Origin of the sequence: Kingella bonacorsii (assembly GCF_016623605.1) — a bacterium.
Lineage (GTDB): Bacteria > Pseudomonadota > Gammaproteobacteria > Burkholderiales > Neisseriaceae > Kingella_B > Kingella_B oralis.
Genome location: NZ_JAEHNZ010000001.1, coordinates 775,332 through 796,518 on the forward strand (window position 1 = coordinate 775,332; position 21,187 = coordinate 796,518).

Below are 21,187 nucleotides of genomic sequence, written 5' to 3' on the forward strand. Positions count from 1 at the left end.
GGGCAATGGGTATTTTGCGGGCAATGTTGCCATTTTTGGCAATGAGCCGTCGCCGTTCCATTTTGGGTTTCTGGCTGCCTAAGCGCGGGGGCAACGGTTCGGCAGCCTGAAACGCTGCCCCGCGTTCCTACGGCTTGCTGGCAAGCCGTGCGCTTGGTTGGAAAAAGCGTTTTCAGGCTGCCTTGGGCTGGCGTGAATGCTTGCATCTCAAATCTCAATGCTTGCGCCTACCCTACTCTATCTTGCAAAAAAACACGCGCTAGGGCTGCCCTTGGCGCGTGTTTGTGTTTACAGGGAGGCGTTTACAGCGCAACGCTTACGCGCTTATTTGCCCCACACTTCTTCGGCGATTTCGCGGATAAATTCCAGCTTGCGCCATTGCTCTTCTTCGGTGAGCACGTTGCCTTCTTCGGTGGAAGCGAAGCCGCATTGGGGGCTGAGGCAAAGCTGGTTAATATCAACGTATTGGGCGGCTTCTTGGATGCGGGCGATGATGTCTTGCTTGTTTTCCAATTCGCCTGTTTTGCTGGTTACCAAGCCGAGCACGACTTGCTGGTCTTTAATAAAACGCAGCGGTTTGAAATCGCCTGCGCGGTCGCTGTCGTATTCCAAATAAAAGCCGTCGATGTTGCAGCCGCCGAACAGAATTTCGGCAATCGGCTCGTAGCCGCCTGATGAGAACCATGTGGAGCGGAAGTTGCCGCGGCAAATGTGCATGGTGAGCGCCATGTCGGCGGGGGCGGCGGCGCGGATGTCGTTGAGCATTTGCACATAGCGGCGGGCGGTGGCATCTACGTCCACGCCTTGCGCGGCGTAGAGGGCGCGTTTTTCTTCGGAGCAGAATTCGCCCCATGAGGTGTCGTCGAGCTGCAAGATGCGGCAGCCTAGGTTGTAGAACGCTTGCACGGCTTGGATGTAAGCAGCGGTGAGGTCGGCGAAAAGCTGCTCTTGGTTATCGGCGTAAACGGGGGGCAGCTTGGGCTCGGCGGTGCGCACGCAGGTGATGAGGTGCAGCATGCTGGGCGAGGGGATGGTGAATTTAACGGGGTAGCCGTTTGCTTCGGCGTGCAGGCGTTTGTAGTGCTCCAAGAAAGGATGCACGTTAGGCCATTGAATTTTATCAATGATTTCTAGTGTAACGGGGCGGTGCATATGGGCTTTGAATTGAGTGCTGTATGTTTCGGTGTCGCGCAGTTCCACGCCAATCAGTTCAAACAGAAAATCCAAATGCCACCATGTGCGGCGGAATTCGCCATCGCTCACGGCGGGCAAGCCGATGGCTTTTTGTTTTTCTATGATTTTGTGGATTTCGGCATCTTCCACGGCGTGCATGGCTTCCATGCTGCATTCGCCGCACGCGCATTGGTGGCGGGCTTGTTTTAGGGCTTCGGGGCGTAAAAAGCTGCCGACGATGTCAAAACGATAGGGGGCGCGGGTGCGCGGGGTGGCGGTGGGGAACAGTTTGCTCATAGCATTTCCTTTGGTAGGGGTTAGTGAAACGTGAGATGCGGGGAGTATAGCAGTTTCAGGCTGCCTTATGCTTTGAGGCAGTCTGAAAATGGGTTGAGCGGTTAGCTAGGCTTTGCAAACTGCGCCATCACTTGTAAACAGGAATTGCGCTCCGCCAAAGGCAGCCTAAAACCCATTTTCAAACCAGCGCACGGCTTGCAAGCAAGCCGTAGGGACGCGGGGTAGCGTTTCAGGCTGCCCAACCATCCCGCCCGCGTTGAGGCAGCCTGAAACCCAATCTATCCAGCAAAAAAAATCGTTTGGCTCAACACCAAGCCATTTTATTTTTTCAGGCTGCCCTATGACGCAGAGGCAGCCTGAAAAGCGTTAAACGATTAGCTAGATTTCGCAAACCATGCCATCGCTTGTAAACAAGAATTGCGCCTTACCAAAGACAGCCTGAAACCCCATTCCACCCAAATAAAACCACTCTCATTTTTCAGGCTGCCTCCATCCGCCCCGCACCCCAAAGGCAGCCTGAAAGCGCAAAAAATGCTATGATACGCCCCTTTCAATTCCCCCGAAAAATCAAGCCCATGATGGAAATAATAATGACAGCTCTGCGTTTTCTTTCTCAAAGCGTCAGCGGTCTTGCCGTTGCCTTTTTAGCCGCCTGCGCCTCGCATCACATCGCGCCCACCGTGCAAGAGCAGCCCCTGCCGCCCGTGTCAGGCGAAGCGGCGTTTTCGCATCCCAATATGCGCCCCGCGCAGTCGGCAGACCAAGCCCTGCAAACCTACGGCGTGTATGAAAGTGTGTTAGCCGCCGCCAAAAATGGCGACGACATCCAGCCCGCCCAATTTCTCGCCCAACAAGGGCAAAGCGCGATGGGCGAGAGCGTGCGCAACGAATGGCTCAAAAACCTTGCCAAACGCGGGCAAACCGCGCAATTTCAGCAGCAATACGCCCAGCTAGACCCCGCAGGGCGCAGCCAAGAAACGCGCTGTTATGCCAACCTGCTGGGCATGGAAAACGACAGCAAATTCATCAACGAGCTGGTTGAAGAAACAGGCAAACTGCCCGCAGGCTGCAACAGCTTATTGCAAGCGCGCGCCAGCCAGCTTAACCCCAGCCGCGCATGGCGACGCGTGCGCGGGCTGATTAGCGCAGGGCAAACCACCGATGCCGCCAACCTCGCCGCCGCGCTTGGCAGCCCGCTGGACAGCCCCACAGGCTTTGGTGCGCAAGAAAATTCCCTGCGCGATGTCATCGGCACAAACGCGCAAAAATCGCCCGACACCGCCGCCGCCCGCCTGCAACAGCTTTCAGGCAGCCTGAACAGCGAGCAATCGGGCTTCGCATGGGGCGTACTCGGTTTGGTGCACGCCAAAAATCTCAATATGGGCGGCGCATTGAGCTACTACCGCAACGCCGACCGCAACCAGCTTAACAGCGAACAATTTGAATGGTTTGCCCGTGCCGCGCTGCGCCAGCAAAATTGGACGGAGCTTGCCAACATCATCCAAACCATGCCGCCCAAATTGCAAAACGACCCCACATGGCAATACTGGCTCGCCCGCGCCCTAGCCGCGCAAGGCAAACGCAGCGAAGCGCAAGCCCTCTATCAAAAAGCCGCCACCAGCGGACGCAATTTCTATGCCGTGCTGGCGACCGAAGAACTGGGCGGCCGCGTTAATGCGCAAAACAACGCCCCCGCCGCGCAAGACAACCACATCGCCCAGCTGGGCAAAGACGGTGCAATCCAACGCGCCTTGCATCTTTTCCACACCAGCCAACAATCGGGCAACTGGAAAATGCGCCGTCAAGCGCAAAACGAATGGAAATACGCCACGCGCGGCATGAACGAAGGCACGCTCTTAACCGCTGCCCAGCTCGCGTCCAACCACCAGTTTTACGAAATGTCCATCCACAGCGCGGATAAAACCCACAACCTGCTCAACTACAACCTGCGCTATCCCACGCCCTTCCGCGAACTGGTTACCCAATACGGCAACGAAAACGGCGTGGACCCTGCATGGGTTTACGGCTTAATCCGCCAAGAAAGCCGTTTTGTGATGGGCGCGCAATCCAGCGTAGGCGCGCAAGGCTTGATGCAAGTGATGCCCGCCACCGCCAGCATGATTGCCCGCAAAATCGGCATGGACAACAGCGAGCTATACACCATGAACGGCAACATCCGCATGGGCACATGGTATATGGCAGACGCGCGCAACAGCCTGGGCAACAGCGACGTGCTCGCCACCGCAGGCTACAACGCCGGCCCTGGGCGCGCGCGCAAATGGCAAGGCGCCAGCATGGAAGGCGCCATCTACGCCGAAACCATCCCGTTTAACGAAACGCGCGATTATGTGAAAAAAGTGCTCACCAATTCGGTTTACTACGCCAGCATCTTGGGCGAACCCAAAACATCGTTGAAACAACGGCTGGGTATGATTCCCGCGCGGTAAATACGTTTTCAGGCTGCCTATTGAATCCACACCAATAGGCAGCCTGAAAACCCCTTCTATCCCATAAACATCCACCCACAAAGGACACCCCATGAAACTCTACATCTACGACCATTGCCCCTTTTGCGTACGCGCCCGTATGGCATTCGGGCTCACCCAAATCCCCGTGGAACTCATCCCCCTAGCCAACGACGACGAAACCACCCCCATCGGCTTAATCGGCGCAAAACAAGTGCCCATCCTGCAAAAATCCGACGGCAGCCACATGGGCGAAAGCCTAGACATCGTGCGCTACATCGCCGCCCAAGCCAACGCGCCCATCAACGAAACCATCCGCCCCAGCATCCAAGCATGGGCAGACAAAGTGGGCGAGTATTACAACCAGCTGCTGTTCCCCCGCAGCATCCAGCTTGGCTTGCCCGAATTTGCCACCCCATCCGCCGTGGTGTATTTCATCCGCAAAAAAGAAGCCCAAATCGGCACAGGCATCGCCCAAATGCTGGACAAAACGCCCGAGCTGCTCGCCCAAATCCACAACGATTTGCAAACGCTCGCCAGCCAAATCCACGGCGACACCCTTAACGGCAGCGATCTCAGCATGGAAGACATCCTGATCTTCCCCATACTGCGCAATCTCACTATGGTGCGCGGCATCCAGTTCCCCGCCGCCGTGCAAGACTACATCGTCAATATGGCGCAGCGCAGCCAAATCAATACTTACTTTGACCGCGCGTTGTGATGCGCCACAGCCTGTAAACAGAGGCAGCCTGAAAATGTATTTGGCAGGGCAAGCGCAAGTGCATACATATTGCTATTGCGATGGTTCAAGCTATTTTCAGGCTGCCTCATTATGGATAAACACAATCGGCAGCCTGAAACGCAATATGAAGCGGCAACGGCTCGTCGCCAACTGGTATGCAAAATAGTTTGACTGCTTGCCAAGATGCCCGCAAACCGCCAACGCACCATCGGTTGCAGATTTCACAACGGTTTCAGGCTGCCTACTACAAGCCGCAACAGAGGCAGCCTGAAAACCCATCCAACCCAATTTTCAGGCTGCCTCTAACCATCCCCCAAACACCATGCCCTACTCCACCAAATACAGCCGCAGCCTACACGCCCCCATCAGCCTCGGCACCACCTCCGACGACCGCTTTATGCCCAAAGGCTACCTTGCCGCCTTCGCCGCCAAAGACGCGCTGGTGCTCACCGAAAAGCTGGACGGGCAAAACAACTGCCTCAGCCGCCACGGCGTATTCGCCCGCTCCCACGCCGCGCCCACCCAGCATCCGTGGGACAAACCCCTGCTTGACCGCTGGCAGCGCATCAAACACGACCTCGGCGACCTAGAACTCTTTGGCGAAAACCTCTACGGCATCCACTCCATCGCCTACCGCCGCCTCGAATCCTACTTCTACCTATTCGCCGTGCGCCAAGGCGGACGCTGGCTCGGCTGGGACGAAGTGCAGTTCTACGCCGCCCTGTTTGACCTCCCCACCGTGCCCGAGCTGCCGATTACCCAGCCGCTGCGCGATGTGTACCGCGCCGATGCCAACGAAGACCGCCAGCTTGCCGACTGGCTCGCCGCCAACCTCGGCATGAGCTAGCTGGATTATGTGGAAACCGCAGGCGCACTCGGCGGCTACGACCCAAAAACAGGCGCGCCCTGCTGCGAAGGCTTGGTCATCCGCAACCGCGACGGCTTTGCCACCAACAACGGCAACTTGCCCGTGCAGCCCAACGAATTTGACAACCTGTTCAAACTCGTGCGCGCCAAACACGTCAAAACCGATGTGCATTGGACAAAAACATGGCAGCCCGCCACGCTGATTGACTACGACAAATACGGCTGGCACGGCTACCAATACCAAAGCAAACCATAAAGGCAGCCTGAAAATGAAACTGCGCTCCCTGCTCAATAACCTATTCCTCATCATCGTCTTTGGCGCGTTTGCCGTTTTCAGGCTGCTGCCCGTTATCAACCAGCAGCATTTAGTAAGCACCGCCGCCCACCACGAAACCGTGCAGGCAATGCCCTATTCGGAAAACTACCAAAGCATCCGAGGAAGCACGGATAGCAACACCCTTGTGATTTTTCAAGACGTGCAAGGCAAAACCCACACTGCCCAAGCCCGCGTTTCTGCCGACGAACAGGCGCAAATGCGCCGCCATATTCCCATCACCCGCGAATTTCTGATTACCCAAGACCATAGCGAAATCCTGCGCGACAAAGCCGCAGAAACCCTAGACATAACAGACTGGCTGATGATTGCCCTGCTGCCCGTTGCGCTGGTTATCCACATAAAAACCCGCGTATTGCCCGCGCCCATCGCCTCCAACGATATGCCCCCAGCCGCCCGATACCCGCTGCAATCCGCAGAAAACCCGCGCCGCGTGCTGCGGGGCAACATCATTACCCTGCTGGGCGTAACGCTGGCAGCCCTTGCGCTGGGCAGCATATCTGGCTTTCTCGCCCTGACCACATGGCAGGAAAAACAAACCTTTCAACATGCGCCCATCGCCCACGCCGCGCCACACGGCGCATTTCGCCAAGGCAGCCTGAAAACCTACGCCGTAGATTTGCGCTTCACTACCCAAAACGGCAAAACCATCACCATCGCCGATTATCCCGTCAGCCCGATGGAGCGCGACCAACTGAACGCAGGCAAAACCATCCCCGTGCAATATCTGCCCGACAACCCCGATGTGTTCCGCTTTTGGAAAGCAGGGCAAGACAACATGGCGTGGATTAGCACCGTTTTTTGCGCCATCTTGTTGGCGGTGTGGCTGCTTTTCCTGTGGGTGTTTATCCGCCATCCTTACCAACCGATGCAGCAAACGTAAAGGCAGCCTGAAAATCATCTTTCAGGCTGCCCATCCCAATCACACCAGCCCCAATCCAAATCATCCATCAGGAAACAACCATGTGGACATTCCCCCATTTCACCCCCAACCACGACCCCGACTGGCACGCGCTCACCGCCCGTTTTGACTGGCTTGCCGACATGGCTGCCGTGCCGCAAGATGCCGAATGGCACGGCGAAGGCGATGTGCTCACCCACACCAAAATGGTTGCCGACGCGCTTTTCAGGCTGCCCGAATACCAAGCCCTAGACGCGCAAGCCCAACACATCCTCTTCGCCGCCGCCCTGCTGCACGACGTGGAAAAACGCAGCACCACCACAACCAAAGAGCGCGATGGGCGCATCCGCATTGTCTCCCCCCGCCACGCCAAAAAAGGCGAGCACACCGCCCGCCAAATCCTCTACTGCGACCTAGCCGCCCCCTTTGCCGTGCGCGAAGCCGTCGCCAAACTGGTGCGCTGGCACGGGCTGCCGCTGTAGGCAATCAACAAACCCCAGCCCGAACACGCCGCCATCGCCGCCGCCCTGCAAGTGAACACCCAATGGCTCGCCATCCTCGCCAAAGCCGACGCACTCGGGCGCATCTGCCCCGACACCGCCGAGCTGCTGGACAAAATCGCCCTATTCCAAGCCCTGTGCGAAGAAAACCAAAGCTGGGGCACCACCTACCCCTTTTCAGGCTGCCACGCCCGCTACCACTATCTCAACCACCCCGAAAGCAGCCCCGATTACCAGCCCTACGACGATTTTTCCTGCACCGTCCACATGATGAGCGCGCTGCCCGGCAGCGGCAAAGACACCCACATCGCCCGCCATTTCCCCGATTTGCCCGTGCTCTCGCTCGACGACATCCGCCGCGCCCACCGCATCGACCCCGCCGACAAAAAAACCGCAGGGCGCGTGATACAGCTTGGCAAAGAACAAGCCCGCCAATACCTGCGCGACCAACAAGACTTCGTGTTCAACGCCACCAACCTCACCCGCGAGTTGCGCGGCAAATGGACGCAACTTTTCGCCGACTACCGCGCCCGCATCTGCATCAGCTACCTAGAAGTGCCGTGGCAACAGCTCCTGCGCCAAAACAAACAGCGCGAACACAGCGTCCCCGAAACCGTTATCCGCCGTCTGCTCAGCAAACTGGAAATCCCGTTTTACGACGAAGCGCACGAAGTGGAGTATTGCATTGGCGAGTAGGATAAGGCAGCCTGAAAACCAATAGGCAGCCTGAAAACAAAAAACGGTTTTCAGGCTGCCCTGCCCCATTCACCCCACAAAACCCAACCCGCCCCATGAAAACCCCGCTTATTCTCGCCATCGCCCTATTCGCCCTGCTCACCGCCATCGCCCTGCTCGCCAACTGGCACACCCAACGCCAAACCGCCGCCTATCTCTACGACAACGCCGCGCAAATCCCCGCGCAAAAAGCCGCCCTACTGCTGGGCACATCCCCCACCCTCGCCGACGGGCGCAGCAACCTCTACTTCACCTACCGCATCCGCGCCGCCGCCGAACTCTACCGCGCAGGCAAAGTGCGCTACATCATCGCCAGCGGCGACAACCGCAAACACGGCTACAACGAACCCGAAGCCATGAAAGCCGCCCTGATTGCCCAAGGCATCCCCGCCGAGCGCATCATCCCCGACTACGCAGGCATCCGCACGCTAGACTCCGTGCTGCGCGCCCGCAGCATTTTTGGGCAGCCAAGCTACATCGTCGTCTCGCAAAAATTCCACAACGAACGCGCCGTGTACCTCGCCCGCGCCCACGGCATCCGCGCCGTCGGCTACAACGCCGCCGACGTACACCTCTACGCCGGCGGCTTCAAAACCCGCGTGCGCGAATACGGCGCGCGCATGAAAATGTATCTGGACCTGCTCACCGGCAAACAGCCCAAACACGGCGGCGAAACCATCGCCCTGCCCGACTAGCTTTCAGGCTGCCTTCCCACACAAGGCAGCCTGAAACCTTGGTAAAGCCTCAGTAGGTCGGGCATTCATGCCCGACGTTTTAAATTTTTGGTGTATCTTAAAGATAAGTAGGTCAGCGTTTGTCGGGCATGAATGCCCGACCTACAAACTGAAAACCAATCGGCAGCCTGAAAACCGTTTTTTGATTTTCAGGCTGCCGTTTTCACTAAACTCAAACGAATGCCGCGCCCACGTCCTAACGTCCGCCCCACTCAAACTGCTGCTCGCGGCTGCCGTTGCAGGTGCGGATGGCGAGATAGCTTTCGGACGCATCCAAGCATTTGCCCGAATCGGCGCTGCGGATGCGCGCGCCGTCGCGATACCAGCGCTGATTGTCCCGGCCGTTGCAGGAAAACAGGATGACGCGGCTGCCGTCGCGGGTTTCGCCGCCGGCCACGTCGAGGCAGCGCTCGTTTTGGCGGATGGTGCCGCTCTTCGCATCCAAGCGGAACAACTGGTTCGCCTGCCCGTGGCAGCGGTGGCGAATCAGGCTGCGGCGGTCGTTGCCGTGGATGTCAAGGCATTCGCCGCGCTGGGTGCGAATCAGCCCGTCGGCATCGCGCTCGGTGCGGGGGCTGCGATGGCTTGGCCCACGCGTGTCTATCGTTATCTGCTCGGGCAGGTAAACGCCGCAGGCGGCCAGCAGCAGCGGCATCAGAACGGTTAAGATGGGTTTCATGTGTCTTCCTTTCGTCAAACAAGGGGTTTTCAGGCTGCCTTTGTTTCAGGCTGCCTCAATTTCAACTGTCTCACTCGGCAGGCGGCGGGCAGGGGCTGGTTGCCGTTCCGTGGCGCAGGCCGTATGCCTTGCCCCAGTCGCACAGCGTATAGAGCGCGGGCAGAAAGGTTTTGTCCTCCTCGCTCAGGCGGTATTCCACGCGCGGCGGCACTTCGGCGAACACTTCGCGCGCCACCAGGCCGTCCGCTTCCAGCTGGCGCAGCTGCTCGGTGAGCACCTTCGGGCTGATGCCGCCGAGCCGTTCCAGCAAATCGCGCGTGCGCCGCGCCCCGCCGCCCAAATGGTAAAGAATCAGGCATTTCCATTTGCCGCCCACCAGTTTCATCGTCAGTTCAATTGCCGAAAGCATGCTCCGTTAAGCTCCTATTTTGTTGGAAAACTTACCAAAAAGTGCGTAGAGCACCTTTTAGTGCGTTGTTTTTATTTGATTTTAAAAGCGTTAGTATAACGGTTTTCCACTCAGAAGGAAGCCATGATGCCGCTTAACGACCTGCTGCAAAACCGCCGCTCCACCCGCCGTTTCCGCCCCGACGCCCCCATCGACCGCGCCGAATTAAACGCGCTCATCAGCCAAGCTAACCGCGCCCCCAGCAGCAACAACGCCCAGCCGTGGCGCATTATGGTACTGACCGACCCCGTCCTGCGCCAGCGCCTGCTGCCCGAAGCCTACGGGCAGGAGCAAATCATCACCGCCTCCGCCGTGCTGGTGCTGTTGGGCGACCGCACAGCCTACCGCGAGCCGAACCTGCGCCGCATCCACCAGCAGGAGTTTGCAGACGGCTGCTTCGATGCAAACGTGCGCGATTTCCTGATTCAGGCTGCCGTGCAGTTTTACCAACCCTTCGATGAAACCAACACCCAGCGCAGCCTCGCGCTCGACTGCGGGCTGTGGGCGATGGCGTTTATGCTCGCCGCCGAAGCAGCCGGCTGGCAAACCGTGCCGATGACCGGCTACCGCCGCGACGGCCTGCACCGCGTGCTGAACCTGTCCGAACGTTATCTGGACGTGATGCTGATTGCCCTCGGCAAGGGCGCCGAGCGCGGACACCGCACGCTGCGGCAAGACGCAGCGGCGGTGTCGGCGTGGGACGGGCTGCCCGAATAAGGCGCCAAGGCAGCCTGCGCAGCGCAGCGTAGTGGCGGAGCCAAAACGGTTTGTGCTTTTTCAGGCTGCCGCAAGGCAACAATTTTTAATCCGCTATAAAAAAACGCTGGCGCACAACCAGCGTTTTCTGCCGTTTAGCTTTCGCCGCGCATCAGCTGCGCCGCATCCGCGTTAATCCCGCGCAACACCGCCGCAGGGTCGGCCGCCTGCGTAATCGGCCGCCCCATCACCAAATAGCTCGCGCCTGCGTTCAACGCATCCAGCGGGGTCATGATGCGCCGCTGGTCGTCCCGATTATGCGCCGTGTCCAAGCGAATCCCCGGCGTAACCAGCAAAAACGCGTCGCCCAACTGCTGCCGCAGCAGGCGCGCCTCTTGCGCCGAGCACACCACGCCATCCAGCCCCGACGACTGCGCCAGCTGCGCCCATTGCAACACCAGCGTTTCAGGCTGCCGATTCAAACCAATCTCGCGCAAATCCTCCGCCGTCATGCTGGTGAGCACCGTTACGCCAATCAGTTTCGGGCGATACGCGCAATTTGCCACCGCCTCTGCCGCCGCTTCCATCATGCGCCGCCCGCCCGAAGCGTGCATATCCACCAGCCACACGCCCATCTCCGCCGCCACTTTGCACGCATGGGCCACCGTGTTGGGAATATCATGGTATTTCAAATCCAAAAACAGCTTAAAGCCTTGGTTGATGAGCTTTTCTGCCAGCGAACGCCCCGTTGCGGTAAACAATTCCTTGCCGATTTTTAACTGGCACAATTCGGGCGACAAGCGGCGCACAAACGCCAAGGTTTCGGCTTCGTTAGCAAAATCCAGCGCCACAATCACAGGCGTGGGCTGGGTGGAAAGCGGGTAATCGGTCATCAAAGGGTTCATGGCGCGGCCTCGTTTGGGTAAAAAAGGTTATTTTACACGTTTTAACACGGTTTCTCGCAAACCCGTGTTTTCAGGCTGCCCAACGGTTTTGCGTATCAAGTTGATTATCTATTCGTTTGTAAAGATTGCTTTTTTTCTCTACAATGTTTATTGCCTTTTACACTCTAAAGAATAAGGAAAATTTATGAACAGCTTGCGAACTCTTTCTGCTTTGGTATTAGCGGGGCTGCTGGCAGCGTGCGGTCAATCGGAAGACGTGCCGACATCAAGCGGCGGGGACAGCAGCGGTCATTCCGCCGCCAACCAAGGCTATAAAAAAGCCAACAAAAAAGCCAAATTGGACGACCTGGAAAACGCCGATTTGCAAGCCATTCAAGATATTTTCGCCGCTTCCAACATCAGCAACATGGAAGTGCGCCAAAACGCTAAAAATTGGAGCTACAAAGCAGGCTTTGAACCCAGTTGCAGCGCCTACCAATCGTTTTACAATTCCCAACGCCTGCTGTATGCAGACACCGCCCCGCAAATCCAAGCCTTAAAATTGCAAACCGCTTTGGGTAAAGGCTTGGTGGAAACCCTTGCCCCTGCGCTGGAAAAAATCGCCGATGCTTCCGACCAAATGGTGCTGCTGGATTGGGACGCTTGCGGCACAGCCGAATTTGCGAAAAAACTCGCGCCCGCCGCCGCGCAAATGGCAGAAGCCAACCGCGTTTACGCCAAAGCCATCGTGCAATACAGCGACGCAATGAAAGCACACGATATGTTTACCCTAGCCGATGAAACCTCGGTGTTGCACACCGCCACCGACACCGAAAAAGCGTTGAAATATTTGCAAGGGCAGCCTGAAAAAGGCGACGCATCTCCCGCCCCCGCCCAATAATCAAAAGGCAGCCTGAAAACGGTATTTCTCGTTTTCAGGCTGCCTTTTTATTCCCATGATTGCATGGAGTAGACCGCAAACATTCCATGCGCCCCCACCGCACACACCATGACATGACACACCACACCCACGCATGGGCAAACATCCCCACCCTTGCCCAAATCCAAAGCCACCTTGCCGCGCATCCCGATAGCCGACACCTTATCTTCTGCCTGCCCGCCAACCACGTTATCCCCCAATGGCAGGCAGCGGCTCCATCGCAACACGCCCTCGCCCAAGCATGGCAAGAAGCCACCCGCTGCTTGGCGCACGATGCCGTGAACTACATCCGCCAATGGCAGCCTGAAACCGACCTGTGGCTGCTGCCGCCCTACGCCGCCCGCCATCTGCACGAACACTTCCCCCAGCCCGAAAACATCATCTGGCACACTCCGCCCGTCGCCCAACAGCCCGCGCCGCCGCGCCAAGCATGGCAACAGCCCCCCACAAGGCAGTCTGAAACAAATACAACCGCCCAGCCCCACGTTCTCATCATCGGCGCAGGCATCGCAGGCGCAGCCACCGCCCACGAATGCGCCACCCGCGGCGCGCGCGTAACCGTGCTAGAAGCCCACGCCCCTGCCCAAGCCGCATCAGGCAACCGGCAAGGGCTGCTCTACGCCAAAATCTCCCCCCACCCCACCGCCCAAACCGAGCTCCTGCTCGCAGGCTACGGCTACACCCGCCGCCTGCTGCAACGCCTGCTCCCCATGCAGCAAAGCTGGGGAGCAAGCGGCGTGCTGCATCTCAACCACAACCCAAGCGAAACCCAGCGCAACGCGCAGCTCGCCCAAAACCAGCATTATCAACACCTCTACCGCCCCGTCTCCCCCGCCCAAGCCAGCCAAATCGCAGGCATCCCCATCGCCCAAAGTGGCTTATATTGGCAACACGGCGCATGGCTCAACCCGCCCGCGCTTATCCACGCCCTACTGCGCCACCCCAACATCACCCTCCACCCCCACACCAAAGCCCAAAGCATCCACCACAGCGGCAACCAATGGCACGTCCACACCCCCAACGGCATCTTTTCAGGCAGCCACATCGTCTTCTGCACAGGCGCAGACAACGCCCACACCCCCATCATCCAACACTATCCCTTCCAAATCATCCGCGGGCAAACCAGCATCGCCCCCGCCACAAAAGGCAGCCTGAAACTGAAAACCGCCCTATCCGCCGCCTCCTACATCTCCCCCGCATGGCAAGGCGAACACTGCTACGGCGCCACCTTCGCCCCCAACAACCCCAGCCGAGATTGGCACGCCGAAGACGAAGCCCGCAACCGCCAAGCCCTCGCCCAACTTTCCCCCTACCTCGCCCAACAGTTTGCCGATTACTACGCCGCCCATCCCATTAGGCAGCCTGAAAACGAATGCAGCGAGTTTCGGCAAAACGTAAACGAACCAAGCCACGACTATTTAGGCAGCCTGAAAACCCAAAGGCAGCCTGAAAACGAGTACAACAAATTTCCACGCAATCAAACCCCATGTAAACCCAATCAAGCCCAAGCCCAGCTATTAAGGCAGCCTGAAAACGAACGCAACGAGTTCCCACAAAAAGGACACACCGCTACCCGCTGCGACTGCCACGACCACCTCCCCGCCGTCGGCGCAATCAGCAACCCCACCGCCCTACGCACCACCTACGCCGCCTACGCCCTAGACAAAAACTACCGCATCGCCACCCCCTGCCCCTATCTGCCCAACGCCTACGCCAACACCGCACACGGCAGCCGTGGGCTCGCCACCCCCCTTTGCGCCGCCGAAATCGCCGCCCAAATCTGCCACACCCCCCGCCCCCTCTCCGAACGCCTACGCCAAGCCCTCAACCCCAACCGCCTAATTATTCGTCAAATCATCCGCAGCAAAACCAACCCTCAGCCCCAACCATGACCCAATACTTCCTGCTCAACACCAACCTTGCCCACCACCCCCAAGACCACCGCTTTATGCTAGACAACCACGTCGCCGCCGCCTTTGAAGACGGCTACAAAGAAAAAATCACCCGCATCAGCCAAGGCGATTACGTCTTCCTCTACGCATCAAAGTGCGGCATCGTCGCCTACGGACGCGCCGACGGCAACGTACAACAAACCGACCACCTCGGCATCTCCAACCAAACGTACTACCAAAAATTAGCCCCCTTTTTCATCCTAGAACACATCCCCCTACCCGCCAGCGAAATCAAAGCCGCGCTCGGACGTTCCATCGCCTTCGTGCAAACCCTCATCCGCCTTGCCGATGGTGAAAAACTGCTGGCGCATCTACAAACTAGACAACAAAAGGGATAAACCCATCAGGCTTATCCCTTGCTTGGCGATTTTCAGGCTGCCTATTTGCCCAGCCTATATTGCATTGGCTTAACGATTGCCACTTGCCAATTTTGTCAGCATCGCTTGGTCAATATAAATCAAATTCACATTGGTGCGCGCAATCAACACATAGCCTTGCTGCTGCATAAACGCCGTCATGCGCTCGCCCTCGCCCGAAGCAAAATGCTCCGATGGTTCAAGCTGCACAAACAACGGTCGCCAGCGCGCAAAATCAATATCTTTGGCAATATCCAAATCTTTGCCTTCCACATCAATCGACAACAGCAAAATCTTTTTGTCCGCTGGAATATGGTTTTCAAACAAGCGATTGGGGCGCATCGCCGCCACTTGCACGCTGTTTTTAATCCCCACCTGCCCGCCATGCCAAATTTCAATAAATTCTTTGTGCAGCGATGAAAGCTCGTGATGATTGGAAACGAATAATTCCACCGTTTCCACGTCTTCGTTGGTGATGGCGGCGTGGATAATCTGGTCAGCGGGGCGGCCTTTTTGCAAATCGGGCAGCAACGCAGGATTGGCTTCAACCAAAATACCCGTCATGCCCGTGCAAATATGCAGCAAATAGGTGTTATTGCCCGCAAAGGCGTGATTCCCACCGATTTCAACATACACATAATCCGCCCAATTCCCGATATGCCCTTGTGTTTGCAGGACGCGGGCGATAGAAAAAATGATTAAATCTTCGCCACATTGCCCGTAATGCTGTTCCAGCATGGAAGGAATGGTGGCGCTTTTGATGTCGGCTTCAAGTGTGCGCTGATAAACAAATGGATTGGGAAACAACATGGCAATCTCCTATGAGGTTGAACAAATGGAATACTCCGTGGGCATTATAGGGCTTTTTCAATGATTTAGCTGCCCTCTGCCTGCTTTTGCCCCTAAGCCATCGCATCGCAAACCCATTTTCAGGCTGCCTCTACCCCAAATCACCCCCTTGTTCAAAAGAATACCACCCCATGCTCAACACCTCCGCCCTACTCCTATCCAGCATCATTTGGTCGCTGCTGTGGATGATTTTTGTCGCAATCAGCGTGCGCCATTTCCCGTGGACGATGGCACACGACTACCCGCCCGATATGCAACAAGCCACCGCCCTGCCCGCGCCCTGCCCCGCGCAAAAAAGGCACGCCGCGCTATTTACCGCGCTGGCGTTCACGCTGCTGTTTGCCTTTGTCATCGCCACCACGCTGCTGGCTTACGCAGAGCGCAGCGCATCGTTTGCCACCGTGCTTTGCCATCTGTGGCTAATGGGCATGGCGTGGAATGCGGTGGATTTGCTGCTGGTGGACTGGCTGCTGATTTGCACGCTCGCCTCGCCGCTGTTTATTTTCCCCAACACCACGCATTGCGCGGGCAGGCGCGATTTTCGTTTCCACTTTGTCGGCTTTGTAAAAGGCTGCATTGCCATGAGCGCCATCAGCGGCGTGCTGGCGGTTTTAACCTTTGGCTTAATGCACCTTACGCAGTAAACAGAGGCAGCCTGAAAACTTGGTACAAGCCAGTAGCGCGGGGTTTGTCCGCCAAATGTCGGCGAACTGCCAACGCGCCATTTTGAGTTTCAGGCTGCCTCACTCTTGCCCAACCCTGCTCCACAAAAAACAGCCGCTCAACAATCAGCGGCTGTCCATTTTGCTTACTCTCTACTCAGCAAACTCATCCAACATATCCATACTCGGCACAAAAAACAGCGTGCCCGTGTGCGCGGTGCTGAAATCCAAAATACGGTCATAATTGCTCTCTGGGTTGCCGATAAACATATTGTCCAGCATCTTTTTCACCGTGCTAAACGTGCGGGCGTAGGCGATAAAATATGTGCCCATTTCGTTTGCCCCCGCACGTCCAAACGGCATATTGTCGCGCACCACCTTAAACTCATCGCCCACATTCGCCAGCGCAATATGCGAATTGGCGGGCTTGGCATCATCGTCCATTTCAATATCGTCTTGCTTGCTGCGCCCAATCACTTTCTCTTGCTCGGCAACAGGCAGCTTGCGCCATGCGTTCATATCGTGCAGGTATTTTTGCACAAACAAATAGCTGCCGCCCTGATAGGCGGCGTCTTCCTCGCCAATAATTGCAAAATGCGCGCGCTCGGCGGGGTCGTGCGGGTTTTCCGTGCCATCTACAAAGCCCAAGATGGAACGCCCATCCCAATAGCGAAAGCCGTGCACTTCTTCCGCGCAGTCCGCCGCAGGTGTGAGCAAATCGGTGAGCACCGCCGCCATATCGTATAACACGCTTTGCTGCTCGGCGCGCAAATGCAGATGCACATCGCCGCGCGTGGCAACGGCGGTGTGTTTCGCGCCTTTAATCGGGGCGAACTCGGCTAATTCGCGCGGCAGCGGCTTGGGCAAATCCAAGCGTTGCCATGCGCCGTGGCTGATGCCCAGCACCACGCTGGCTTTTTGCTGCGGGAAACGGTTGGTGGCGGAATTGTTTAAATTGCCCACCAGCGCGCACAAGCGTTTGAATGCAGGGGCAACATCCATGCCGTCTTTGAAATTCCACACCATAAAAATGGTGTTTTCGTTCGGTTCATCGGTTACTTTTTGAGATTGAATATCAGTCATTTTTATCCTATTTTTCAGTTATTTGCGGTTTGCCGCGCGATTATAAGGGTGGGGAAAAGGGAATGCAAATAAGGCAGCCTGAAACGCTAAAACCATCGTTTCAGGCTGCCTTATTATTCGCCATCATCCCCCCAACACCACCCCGCCGCGCACTTGCTCCGCCACCCGCGCAAACACCGCCAGCACAATCTCGCCCCACGCCTGAATATCCGCTTCATCGGTATAAAGCAATTGCTTGTTCACCACCATCCACGGGCGATCGCTTTCCACTTCATCGCGCCAAATTGGCAAAAACAACGCCCGCTGCGAACGCGCCAGTTGCTGCTCCGAGTCGCTCAAATGGCTCAATTGGTTCATATCCCACGCCACCGCCTTTTTATACGCCGTGCGGTTTTGCGCCAAAATGCACTGTTGCAACGGCTCATCGGCATAATCAAACACATACAACGCGCCCCATTCGCCCGCTTGTGGCAACTCGGCATCGGGCGCGCGCAAAAAGGCGTATAGCGAAAAATTGCCGCCAATGTAGTCCTGCCACGGATATTTGTCCGTTTTAATCATCAAATGCAGCACTTGGCTGCCGATGCGCTGCTGTCAGCAAGGATAGGAGCGTTTGTTGCGCTCAAAGCCGCGCTCGCTCATGGTGGTGTTCACCGCCGCAGCGATGTGTTTGTAAAAAGTTTTGCTGTTCATGTTGGTTCTCCTTTTGAGGCAGCCTGAAAACGCTCAAACCCAGTTTCAGGCTGCCTTCATTCCCCGCGCGGCTTAATCCGCAATCAACTGCCGTTCGCTTTCAAACACCTGCACCGTGTATTTGCAGCCCTTTTTATCCGCGCTCACGCACGAAGTCATCAGCGGCACAAGCTGATAGTTGCCCGCCTGCGCGGCATAAAAGCCAAACATCGGCGAAGCATCTTCCGCCGTATCGGCTTTGAGCGTTGCGCCGTCTTGCTGCAACGACAAATCCAAATTGCTGCATTCATCCGCGCAGTCGGCAAAAAAGGCGTAGTGCTTGCCCGCCGCCAGTTTCACATTATGGCTGGCGCTTGCGCCCAGCGTGAGATGGCTGGTTTTGTGTAGCAATTCGTTGGCTTCTTTGTCCACCGAGTGAATTTCCATGCGGTTGATAAAGGGCGCTTTTTCTGCCCAAGTGGGCGCGGCTTTGTTAAACGAACACGCCGCCAAGCTGGTTGCCAGCGCGAAAAATAAAGCAATACGCAACATGAGTGCTTCCTTATCAATAGGCAAAACGGCGTTTCAGGCTGCCGTTTCGCGCGCCAAAATCATTGCATCGCCGTAGCTAAAAAAACGATATTCCTGCGCAACCGCATGGCGATACACCGCGCGGATTTTATCGCAGCCTGAAAACGCCGACACCAGCATCAGCAGCGTGGATTTGGGCAGGTGGAAATTGGTAATCAAGCGGTCAATCACTCGGAATTGAAAACCGGGGGTGATAAAAATATCCGTGTCGTCCTGCCCCGCTTTCAGGCTGCCTGAACGCGCGGCGGATTCAATCGCCCGCAGCGAAGTGGTGCCCACCGACCACACTTTGCTGCCGCGCTGTTTGGCAGCGGCGATTTTGGCAACCGTGTCGGCGGGCACGTCAAACCATTCGCTGTGCATTTTGTGTTCGGCGATGTTGTCCACGCGCACGGGCTGGAATGTGCCCGCGCCCACGTGCAGCGTTACCTCGGCAAACTCCACGCCCTTGGCTTTCAGGCTGCCCAACAGCGCGTCGGTAAAGTGCAAACCTGCGGTGGGCGCGGCGACTGCGCCTTGAAATTTGGCGTACACGGTTTGATAACGCTCGTCGTCCGCCGCATCAGCCGCGCGCACGATATACGGCGGCAGCGGCAATTTGCCGTGCTGTTCCAACAGCTCATACACGGTTTGCTCGCCCGCAAACTGGATTTTGAACAGCTCATCGGCGCGTTCCAGCATGGTGGCGTGGATGCTGCCGTCAAAAATCAACTCCGCGCCTGCCTTGGGCGATTTGGACGAACGAATGTGCGCCAGCGCAGTATGCGCGTCCAACACGCGCTCAATCAGCGCTTCAATTTTGCCGCCGCTGGCTTTTTGCCCAAACAGCCGCGCGCGCATCACTTTGGTATTGTTGAACACCAGCACATCGCCTGCGTTGATGTAGGCGGGCAAATCGGCGAATTGTTTGTCGGCAAATGGCGCATCGGGCAGCGCGACCAGTAGGCGGCTGTTGCCACGCGTGGCGGGTGGGTTTTGCGCAATCAGATGCTCGGGGAGGATGAAGTCAAAATCGGAAAGTTGCATGGTGGGGGTATTGGGGAACGGGGAAGGGGCGGGATTATACGCGGGTTGGGGATTGTTTTCAGGCTGCCTTTGGGGGCGGGTTACGCGGTGGGATGAAGCAGCCTGAAAACGAATGAAGTGGGTTTCTGCGAAACCAAAACAACAGGGCAAAATAGAACTTTCAGGCTACCTATCCCCCATCCAAATAAGGATACAACCCCTCGCGCGCATCTTGATGCACAAAAATATCCCCGTGGTGCAGCTCCATGCCCATGCCGTGATACAGGCATTTTTGCCGTTTGTCGGGGAACAGCCCACCGCCCATGTAGCCAAAGTGAACGGTGCGTTTGTGCGCGGCGGCGTTTTGCAACGCTTGCGCAGCGGCTTCGGTTTCGTGCGGCTCGGGGTGGTCGTTAGACGAAAGAAACGGCAGCATGATGTCGCGCAGGGTGCGTTTGCGCGGCTCAATCAGAACGCGATAGCTGCGGCAGTAGTCGTTGTAGAGCAGGCGGTCGCCCTGCTGGGTTACAATAAATTGGTAATGCCCGCCGCTGCCTGAAAACTGGCTGATTTGCGCGGGGGTGTAGTCGCCACCTGCGTGAGCGGTAAGCGGGAGGGCGAGCAGGCAAATTAGCGGAAATAAGTGGCGCATGGGAACTCCGTTTGGGCTGGGCGGGAGGTCGTTTTCAGGCTGCCTTTTGGGGCAGGGGAATAGTTTAGGCAGCCTGAAAACCACCACTTCGGATTTTTCAGACTGCCTCTTCCCATCAATCAGCATTATTTCTTAAACGCCGCCGCATCCTTCACCGAGCGGAAAATCGCGTTCAAATTGTGGTCTAGCACATCTTCCACCAGCTGCGGGGTTTCTTCGTTGAGCATGGTTTGCAAATCATACGACAGCATGGCGAGTTTTTTCTGCAAGGCTTGGCGCACCATGCCCGCCACGGCGTTGCTTAAATGCGGCAGCAGCTTATCGCGGATGCCTTGCATCAATTCTTGCTCGGATAGCACGCGCACGCGGCGGGTGGAAGGCAAATCGGGCAATTCGTACACATGCACCGCCACATCGGGCAGCGCAACGGGCGCATCGTTTTTCAGGCTGCCTAAACTGGCGGAGGCGGCTTCGGCGGCGGATTCGCCGGCTGTGCTTTTGAGCAGCACGGTTTTGGTTTCGTGCGCGTAGCGGCGCGTGCGCTCGCTTTGCAGCGCGGTTTGCGCGGCAAGCCAGTCTTCTTGAATCAGCACGTCCACTTCGGTGTCGGTGATGCTGTCGCGCCAGTTGTGCTCCGCTACGCTTTGGCTCAAATATTCGCGGTAGGCGGCATCCAGCTCTTTGTCGCCAAAGGGGCGCAGCTCGTTGGTGTTGGGATAGATGTCGGACAAATCGCGCAGGTTGTGCTCGCGCTCGCTGGGCAGCGTGATGGTGATGTCGGGGAACGAGGCGCGATCGTTGGCATGGTCGGTTTCTTGGCGACTGCGCAGCGCGTTGAGATTGCGCTCCCAATCGTTGTCGCTCAGGGCGGGCGTTTGCGGCGCGGGGGCGGGGCGAAAATCGTTGTCTTCGCTTAATGTGAAAACCATGTCGGAAGCAAACGGGTTGTTTTGATTCATTCTGGGCGTGT

27 protein-coding genes are annotated in these 21,187 nt (G+C 57.2%); 16 read left to right on the forward strand and 11 right to left on the reverse strand.

The features are described from left to right. Window positions 1-324 precede the first annotated feature (324 nt). Window positions 325-1,470 (reverse strand): 5-methyltetrahydropteroyltriglutamate--homocysteine S-methyltransferase, encoded by a 1,146-nt coding sequence (locus JDW22_RS04085; protein ID WP_200521813.1) that lies wholly within the window; start codon window positions 1,468-1,470, stop codon window positions 325-327. 417 nt (window positions 1,471-1,887) lie between these two features. On the opposite strand from JDW22_RS04085, the gene JDW22_RS13865 reads away from it, so the two are divergent. The 11 genes from JDW22_RS13865 (at window position 1,888) to JDW22_RS04120 (ending at window position 8,709) form a co-directional block, all read left to right on the forward strand. Further along, the gene (locus JDW22_RS13865) at window positions 1,888-2,010 is read left to right on the forward strand and encodes a hypothetical protein (protein ID WP_268884208.1); all 123 of its coding nucleotides are present in this window, start codon (window positions 1,888-1,890) and stop codon (window positions 2,008-2,010) included. A gap of 50 nt (window positions 2,011-2,060) precedes the next feature. Further along, window positions 2,061-3,917: a lytic transglycosylase domain-containing protein gene (locus tag JDW22_RS04090; protein WP_235964753.1), complete on the forward strand. Its 1,857-nt coding sequence runs from the start codon at window positions 2,061-2,063 to the stop codon at window positions 3,915-3,917. A gap of 91 nt (window positions 3,918-4,008) precedes the next feature. Next, window positions 4,009-4,656 (forward strand): glutaredoxin 2, encoded by a 648-nt coding sequence (grxB, locus tag JDW22_RS04095; protein WP_200521815.1) that lies wholly within the window; start codon window positions 4,009-4,011, stop codon window positions 4,654-4,656. Then, the gene (locus JDW22_RS04100; protein WP_200521816.1) at window positions 4,640-4,843 is read left to right on the forward strand and encodes a hypothetical protein; all 204 of its coding nucleotides are present in this window, start codon (window positions 4,640-4,642) and stop codon (window positions 4,841-4,843) included. Before grxB ends, JDW22_RS04100 begins: the two co-directional genes overlap by 17 nt. A 17-nt stretch (window positions 4,844-4,860) precedes the next feature. Then, entirely contained in the window at window positions 4,861-4,983 is a 123-nt protein-coding gene (locus JDW22_RS13870) for a hypothetical protein (protein ID WP_268884209.1), read from the forward strand. Window positions 4,984-4,999: 16 nt separating this feature from the next. Further along, window positions 5,000-5,524 carry an RNA ligase family protein gene (locus JDW22_RS04105; protein ID WP_235964760.1) on the forward strand — a complete coding sequence of 175 codons (525 nt, stop codon included), beginning with the start codon at window positions 5,000-5,002 and terminating at the stop codon, window positions 5,522-5,524. A gap of 9 nt (window positions 5,525-5,533) precedes the next feature. Beyond that, window positions 5,534-5,800 (forward strand): hypothetical protein, encoded by a 267-nt coding sequence (locus JDW22_RS13615; protein ID WP_235964763.1) that lies wholly within the window; start codon window positions 5,534-5,536, stop codon window positions 5,798-5,800. 13 nt (window positions 5,801-5,813) lie between these two features. Then, window positions 5,814-6,761: a DUF3592 domain-containing protein gene (locus JDW22_RS04110; protein WP_200521817.1), complete on the forward strand. Its 948-nt coding sequence runs from the start codon at window positions 5,814-5,816 to the stop codon at window positions 6,759-6,761. Between the two features lie 80 nt (window positions 6,762-6,841). Continuing rightward, window positions 6,842-7,261 (forward strand): HD domain-containing protein, encoded by a 420-nt coding sequence (locus JDW22_RS13620; RefSeq protein WP_235964765.1) that lies wholly within the window; start codon window positions 6,842-6,844, stop codon window positions 7,259-7,261. 51 nt (window positions 7,262-7,312) lie between these two features. Next, entirely contained in the window at window positions 7,313-7,975 is a 663-nt protein-coding gene (locus tag JDW22_RS14075) for an ATP-binding protein (RefSeq protein ID WP_329610696.1), read from the forward strand. Between the two features lie 95 nt (window positions 7,976-8,070). Continuing rightward, window positions 8,071-8,709, forward strand: a complete 639-nt coding sequence (locus JDW22_RS04120; RefSeq protein ID WP_200521818.1) for a SanA/YdcF family protein — start codon at window positions 8,071-8,073, stop codon at window positions 8,707-8,709. A 235-nt stretch (window positions 8,710-8,944) separates the two neighbouring features. Here the strand turns inward: JDW22_RS04120 and JDW22_RS04125 are convergent, their stop codons facing one another. Continuing rightward, window positions 8,945-9,427: a ricin-type beta-trefoil lectin domain protein gene (locus tag JDW22_RS04125; protein ID WP_200521819.1), complete on the reverse strand. Its 483-nt coding sequence runs from the start codon at window positions 9,425-9,427 to the stop codon at window positions 8,945-8,947. A gap of 70 nt (window positions 9,428-9,497) precedes the next feature. Then, a complete protein-coding gene (locus JDW22_RS04130) occupies window positions 9,498-9,836 on the reverse strand; it encodes a winged helix-turn-helix transcriptional regulator (protein WP_200521820.1) in 339 nt (112 codons plus the stop codon). Between the two features lie 126 nt (window positions 9,837-9,962). Between JDW22_RS04130 and JDW22_RS04135 the strand changes: the two genes are divergently transcribed. Beyond that, on the forward strand, window positions 9,963-10,592 hold the full coding sequence (locus JDW22_RS04135) for a nitroreductase family protein (protein WP_200521821.1): 630 nt from the start codon (window positions 9,963-9,965) through the stop codon (window positions 10,590-10,592). A 134-nt stretch (window positions 10,593-10,726) separates the two neighbouring features. On the opposite strand, the gene pyrF is transcribed toward JDW22_RS04135, so the two are convergent. Beyond that, the gene (pyrF, locus tag JDW22_RS04140) at window positions 10,727-11,476 is read right to left on the reverse strand and encodes an orotidine-5'-phosphate decarboxylase (protein WP_200521822.1); all 750 of its coding nucleotides are present in this window, start codon (window positions 11,474-11,476) and stop codon (window positions 10,727-10,729) included. A gap of 184 nt (window positions 11,477-11,660) precedes the next feature. Between pyrF and JDW22_RS04145 the strand changes: the two genes are divergently transcribed. The 3 genes from JDW22_RS04145 to JDW22_RS04155 all read left to right on the forward strand — a co-directional run bounded on the left by JDW22_RS04145 (window position 11,661) and on the right by JDW22_RS04155 (window position 14,685). Next, window positions 11,661-12,356, forward strand: a complete 696-nt coding sequence (locus tag JDW22_RS04145) for a hypothetical protein (protein ID WP_200521823.1) — start codon at window positions 11,661-11,663, stop codon at window positions 12,354-12,356. 113 nt (window positions 12,357-12,469) lie between these two features. Then, the gene (gene mnmC, locus JDW22_RS04150) at window positions 12,470-14,287 is read left to right on the forward strand and encodes an FAD-dependent 5-carboxymethylaminomethyl-2-thiouridine(34) oxidoreductase MnmC (RefSeq protein WP_200521824.1); all 1,818 of its coding nucleotides are present in this window, start codon (window positions 12,470-12,472) and stop codon (window positions 14,285-14,287) included. Beyond that, window positions 14,284-14,685, forward strand: a complete 402-nt coding sequence (locus JDW22_RS04155) for a hypothetical protein (protein WP_200521825.1) — start codon at window positions 14,284-14,286, stop codon at window positions 14,683-14,685. The genes mnmC and JDW22_RS04155 overlap by 4 nt, the downstream gene beginning before the upstream one ends. 69 nt (window positions 14,686-14,754) lie before the next feature. On the opposite strand, the gene JDW22_RS04160 is transcribed toward JDW22_RS04155, so the two are convergent. Next, window positions 14,755-15,513, reverse strand: a complete 759-nt coding sequence (locus tag JDW22_RS04160; protein ID WP_200521826.1) for an FkbM family methyltransferase — start codon at window positions 15,511-15,513, stop codon at window positions 14,755-14,757. A 170-nt stretch (window positions 15,514-15,683) separates the two neighbouring features. Between JDW22_RS04160 and JDW22_RS04165 the strand changes: the two genes are divergently transcribed. Then, window positions 15,684-16,196, forward strand: a complete 513-nt coding sequence (locus tag JDW22_RS04165; RefSeq protein ID WP_200521827.1) for a hypothetical protein — start codon at window positions 15,684-15,686, stop codon at window positions 16,194-16,196. A gap of 171 nt (window positions 16,197-16,367) precedes the next feature. Here the strand turns inward: JDW22_RS04165 and JDW22_RS04170 are convergent, their stop codons facing one another. From JDW22_RS04170 to JDW22_RS04195, 6 genes are all read right to left on the reverse strand, one after another. Further along, the gene (locus JDW22_RS04170; RefSeq protein WP_200521828.1) at window positions 16,368-17,297 is read right to left on the reverse strand and encodes a Dyp-type peroxidase; all 930 of its coding nucleotides are present in this window, start codon (window positions 17,295-17,297) and stop codon (window positions 16,368-16,370) included. 123 nt (window positions 17,298-17,420) lie between these two features. Continuing rightward, a complete protein-coding gene (locus JDW22_RS04175) occupies window positions 17,421-17,858 on the reverse strand; it encodes a hypothetical protein (RefSeq protein ID WP_200521829.1) in 438 nt (145 codons plus the stop codon). Between the two features lie 204 nt (window positions 17,859-18,062). Continuing rightward, window positions 18,063-18,521: a hypothetical protein gene (locus JDW22_RS04180; protein WP_200521830.1), complete on the reverse strand. Its 459-nt coding sequence runs from the start codon at window positions 18,519-18,521 to the stop codon at window positions 18,063-18,065. Window positions 18,522-18,554: 33 nt separating this feature from the next. Next, on the reverse strand, window positions 18,555-19,586 hold the full coding sequence (gene queA / locus JDW22_RS04185) for a tRNA preQ1(34) S-adenosylmethionine ribosyltransferase-isomerase QueA (protein WP_200521997.1): 1,032 nt from the start codon (window positions 19,584-19,586) through the stop codon (window positions 18,555-18,557). A gap of 169 nt (window positions 19,587-19,755) precedes the next feature. Continuing rightward, a complete protein-coding gene (locus JDW22_RS04190; RefSeq protein ID WP_200521831.1) occupies window positions 19,756-20,343 on the reverse strand; it encodes a hypothetical protein in 588 nt (195 codons plus the stop codon). Continuing rightward, entirely contained in the window at window positions 20,343-21,176 is an 834-nt protein-coding gene (locus JDW22_RS04195; RefSeq protein ID WP_235964767.1) for a hypothetical protein, read from the reverse strand. Before JDW22_RS04195 ends, JDW22_RS04190 begins: the two co-directional genes overlap by 1 nt. Between the last annotated feature and the right edge of the window lie 11 nt (window positions 21,177-21,187).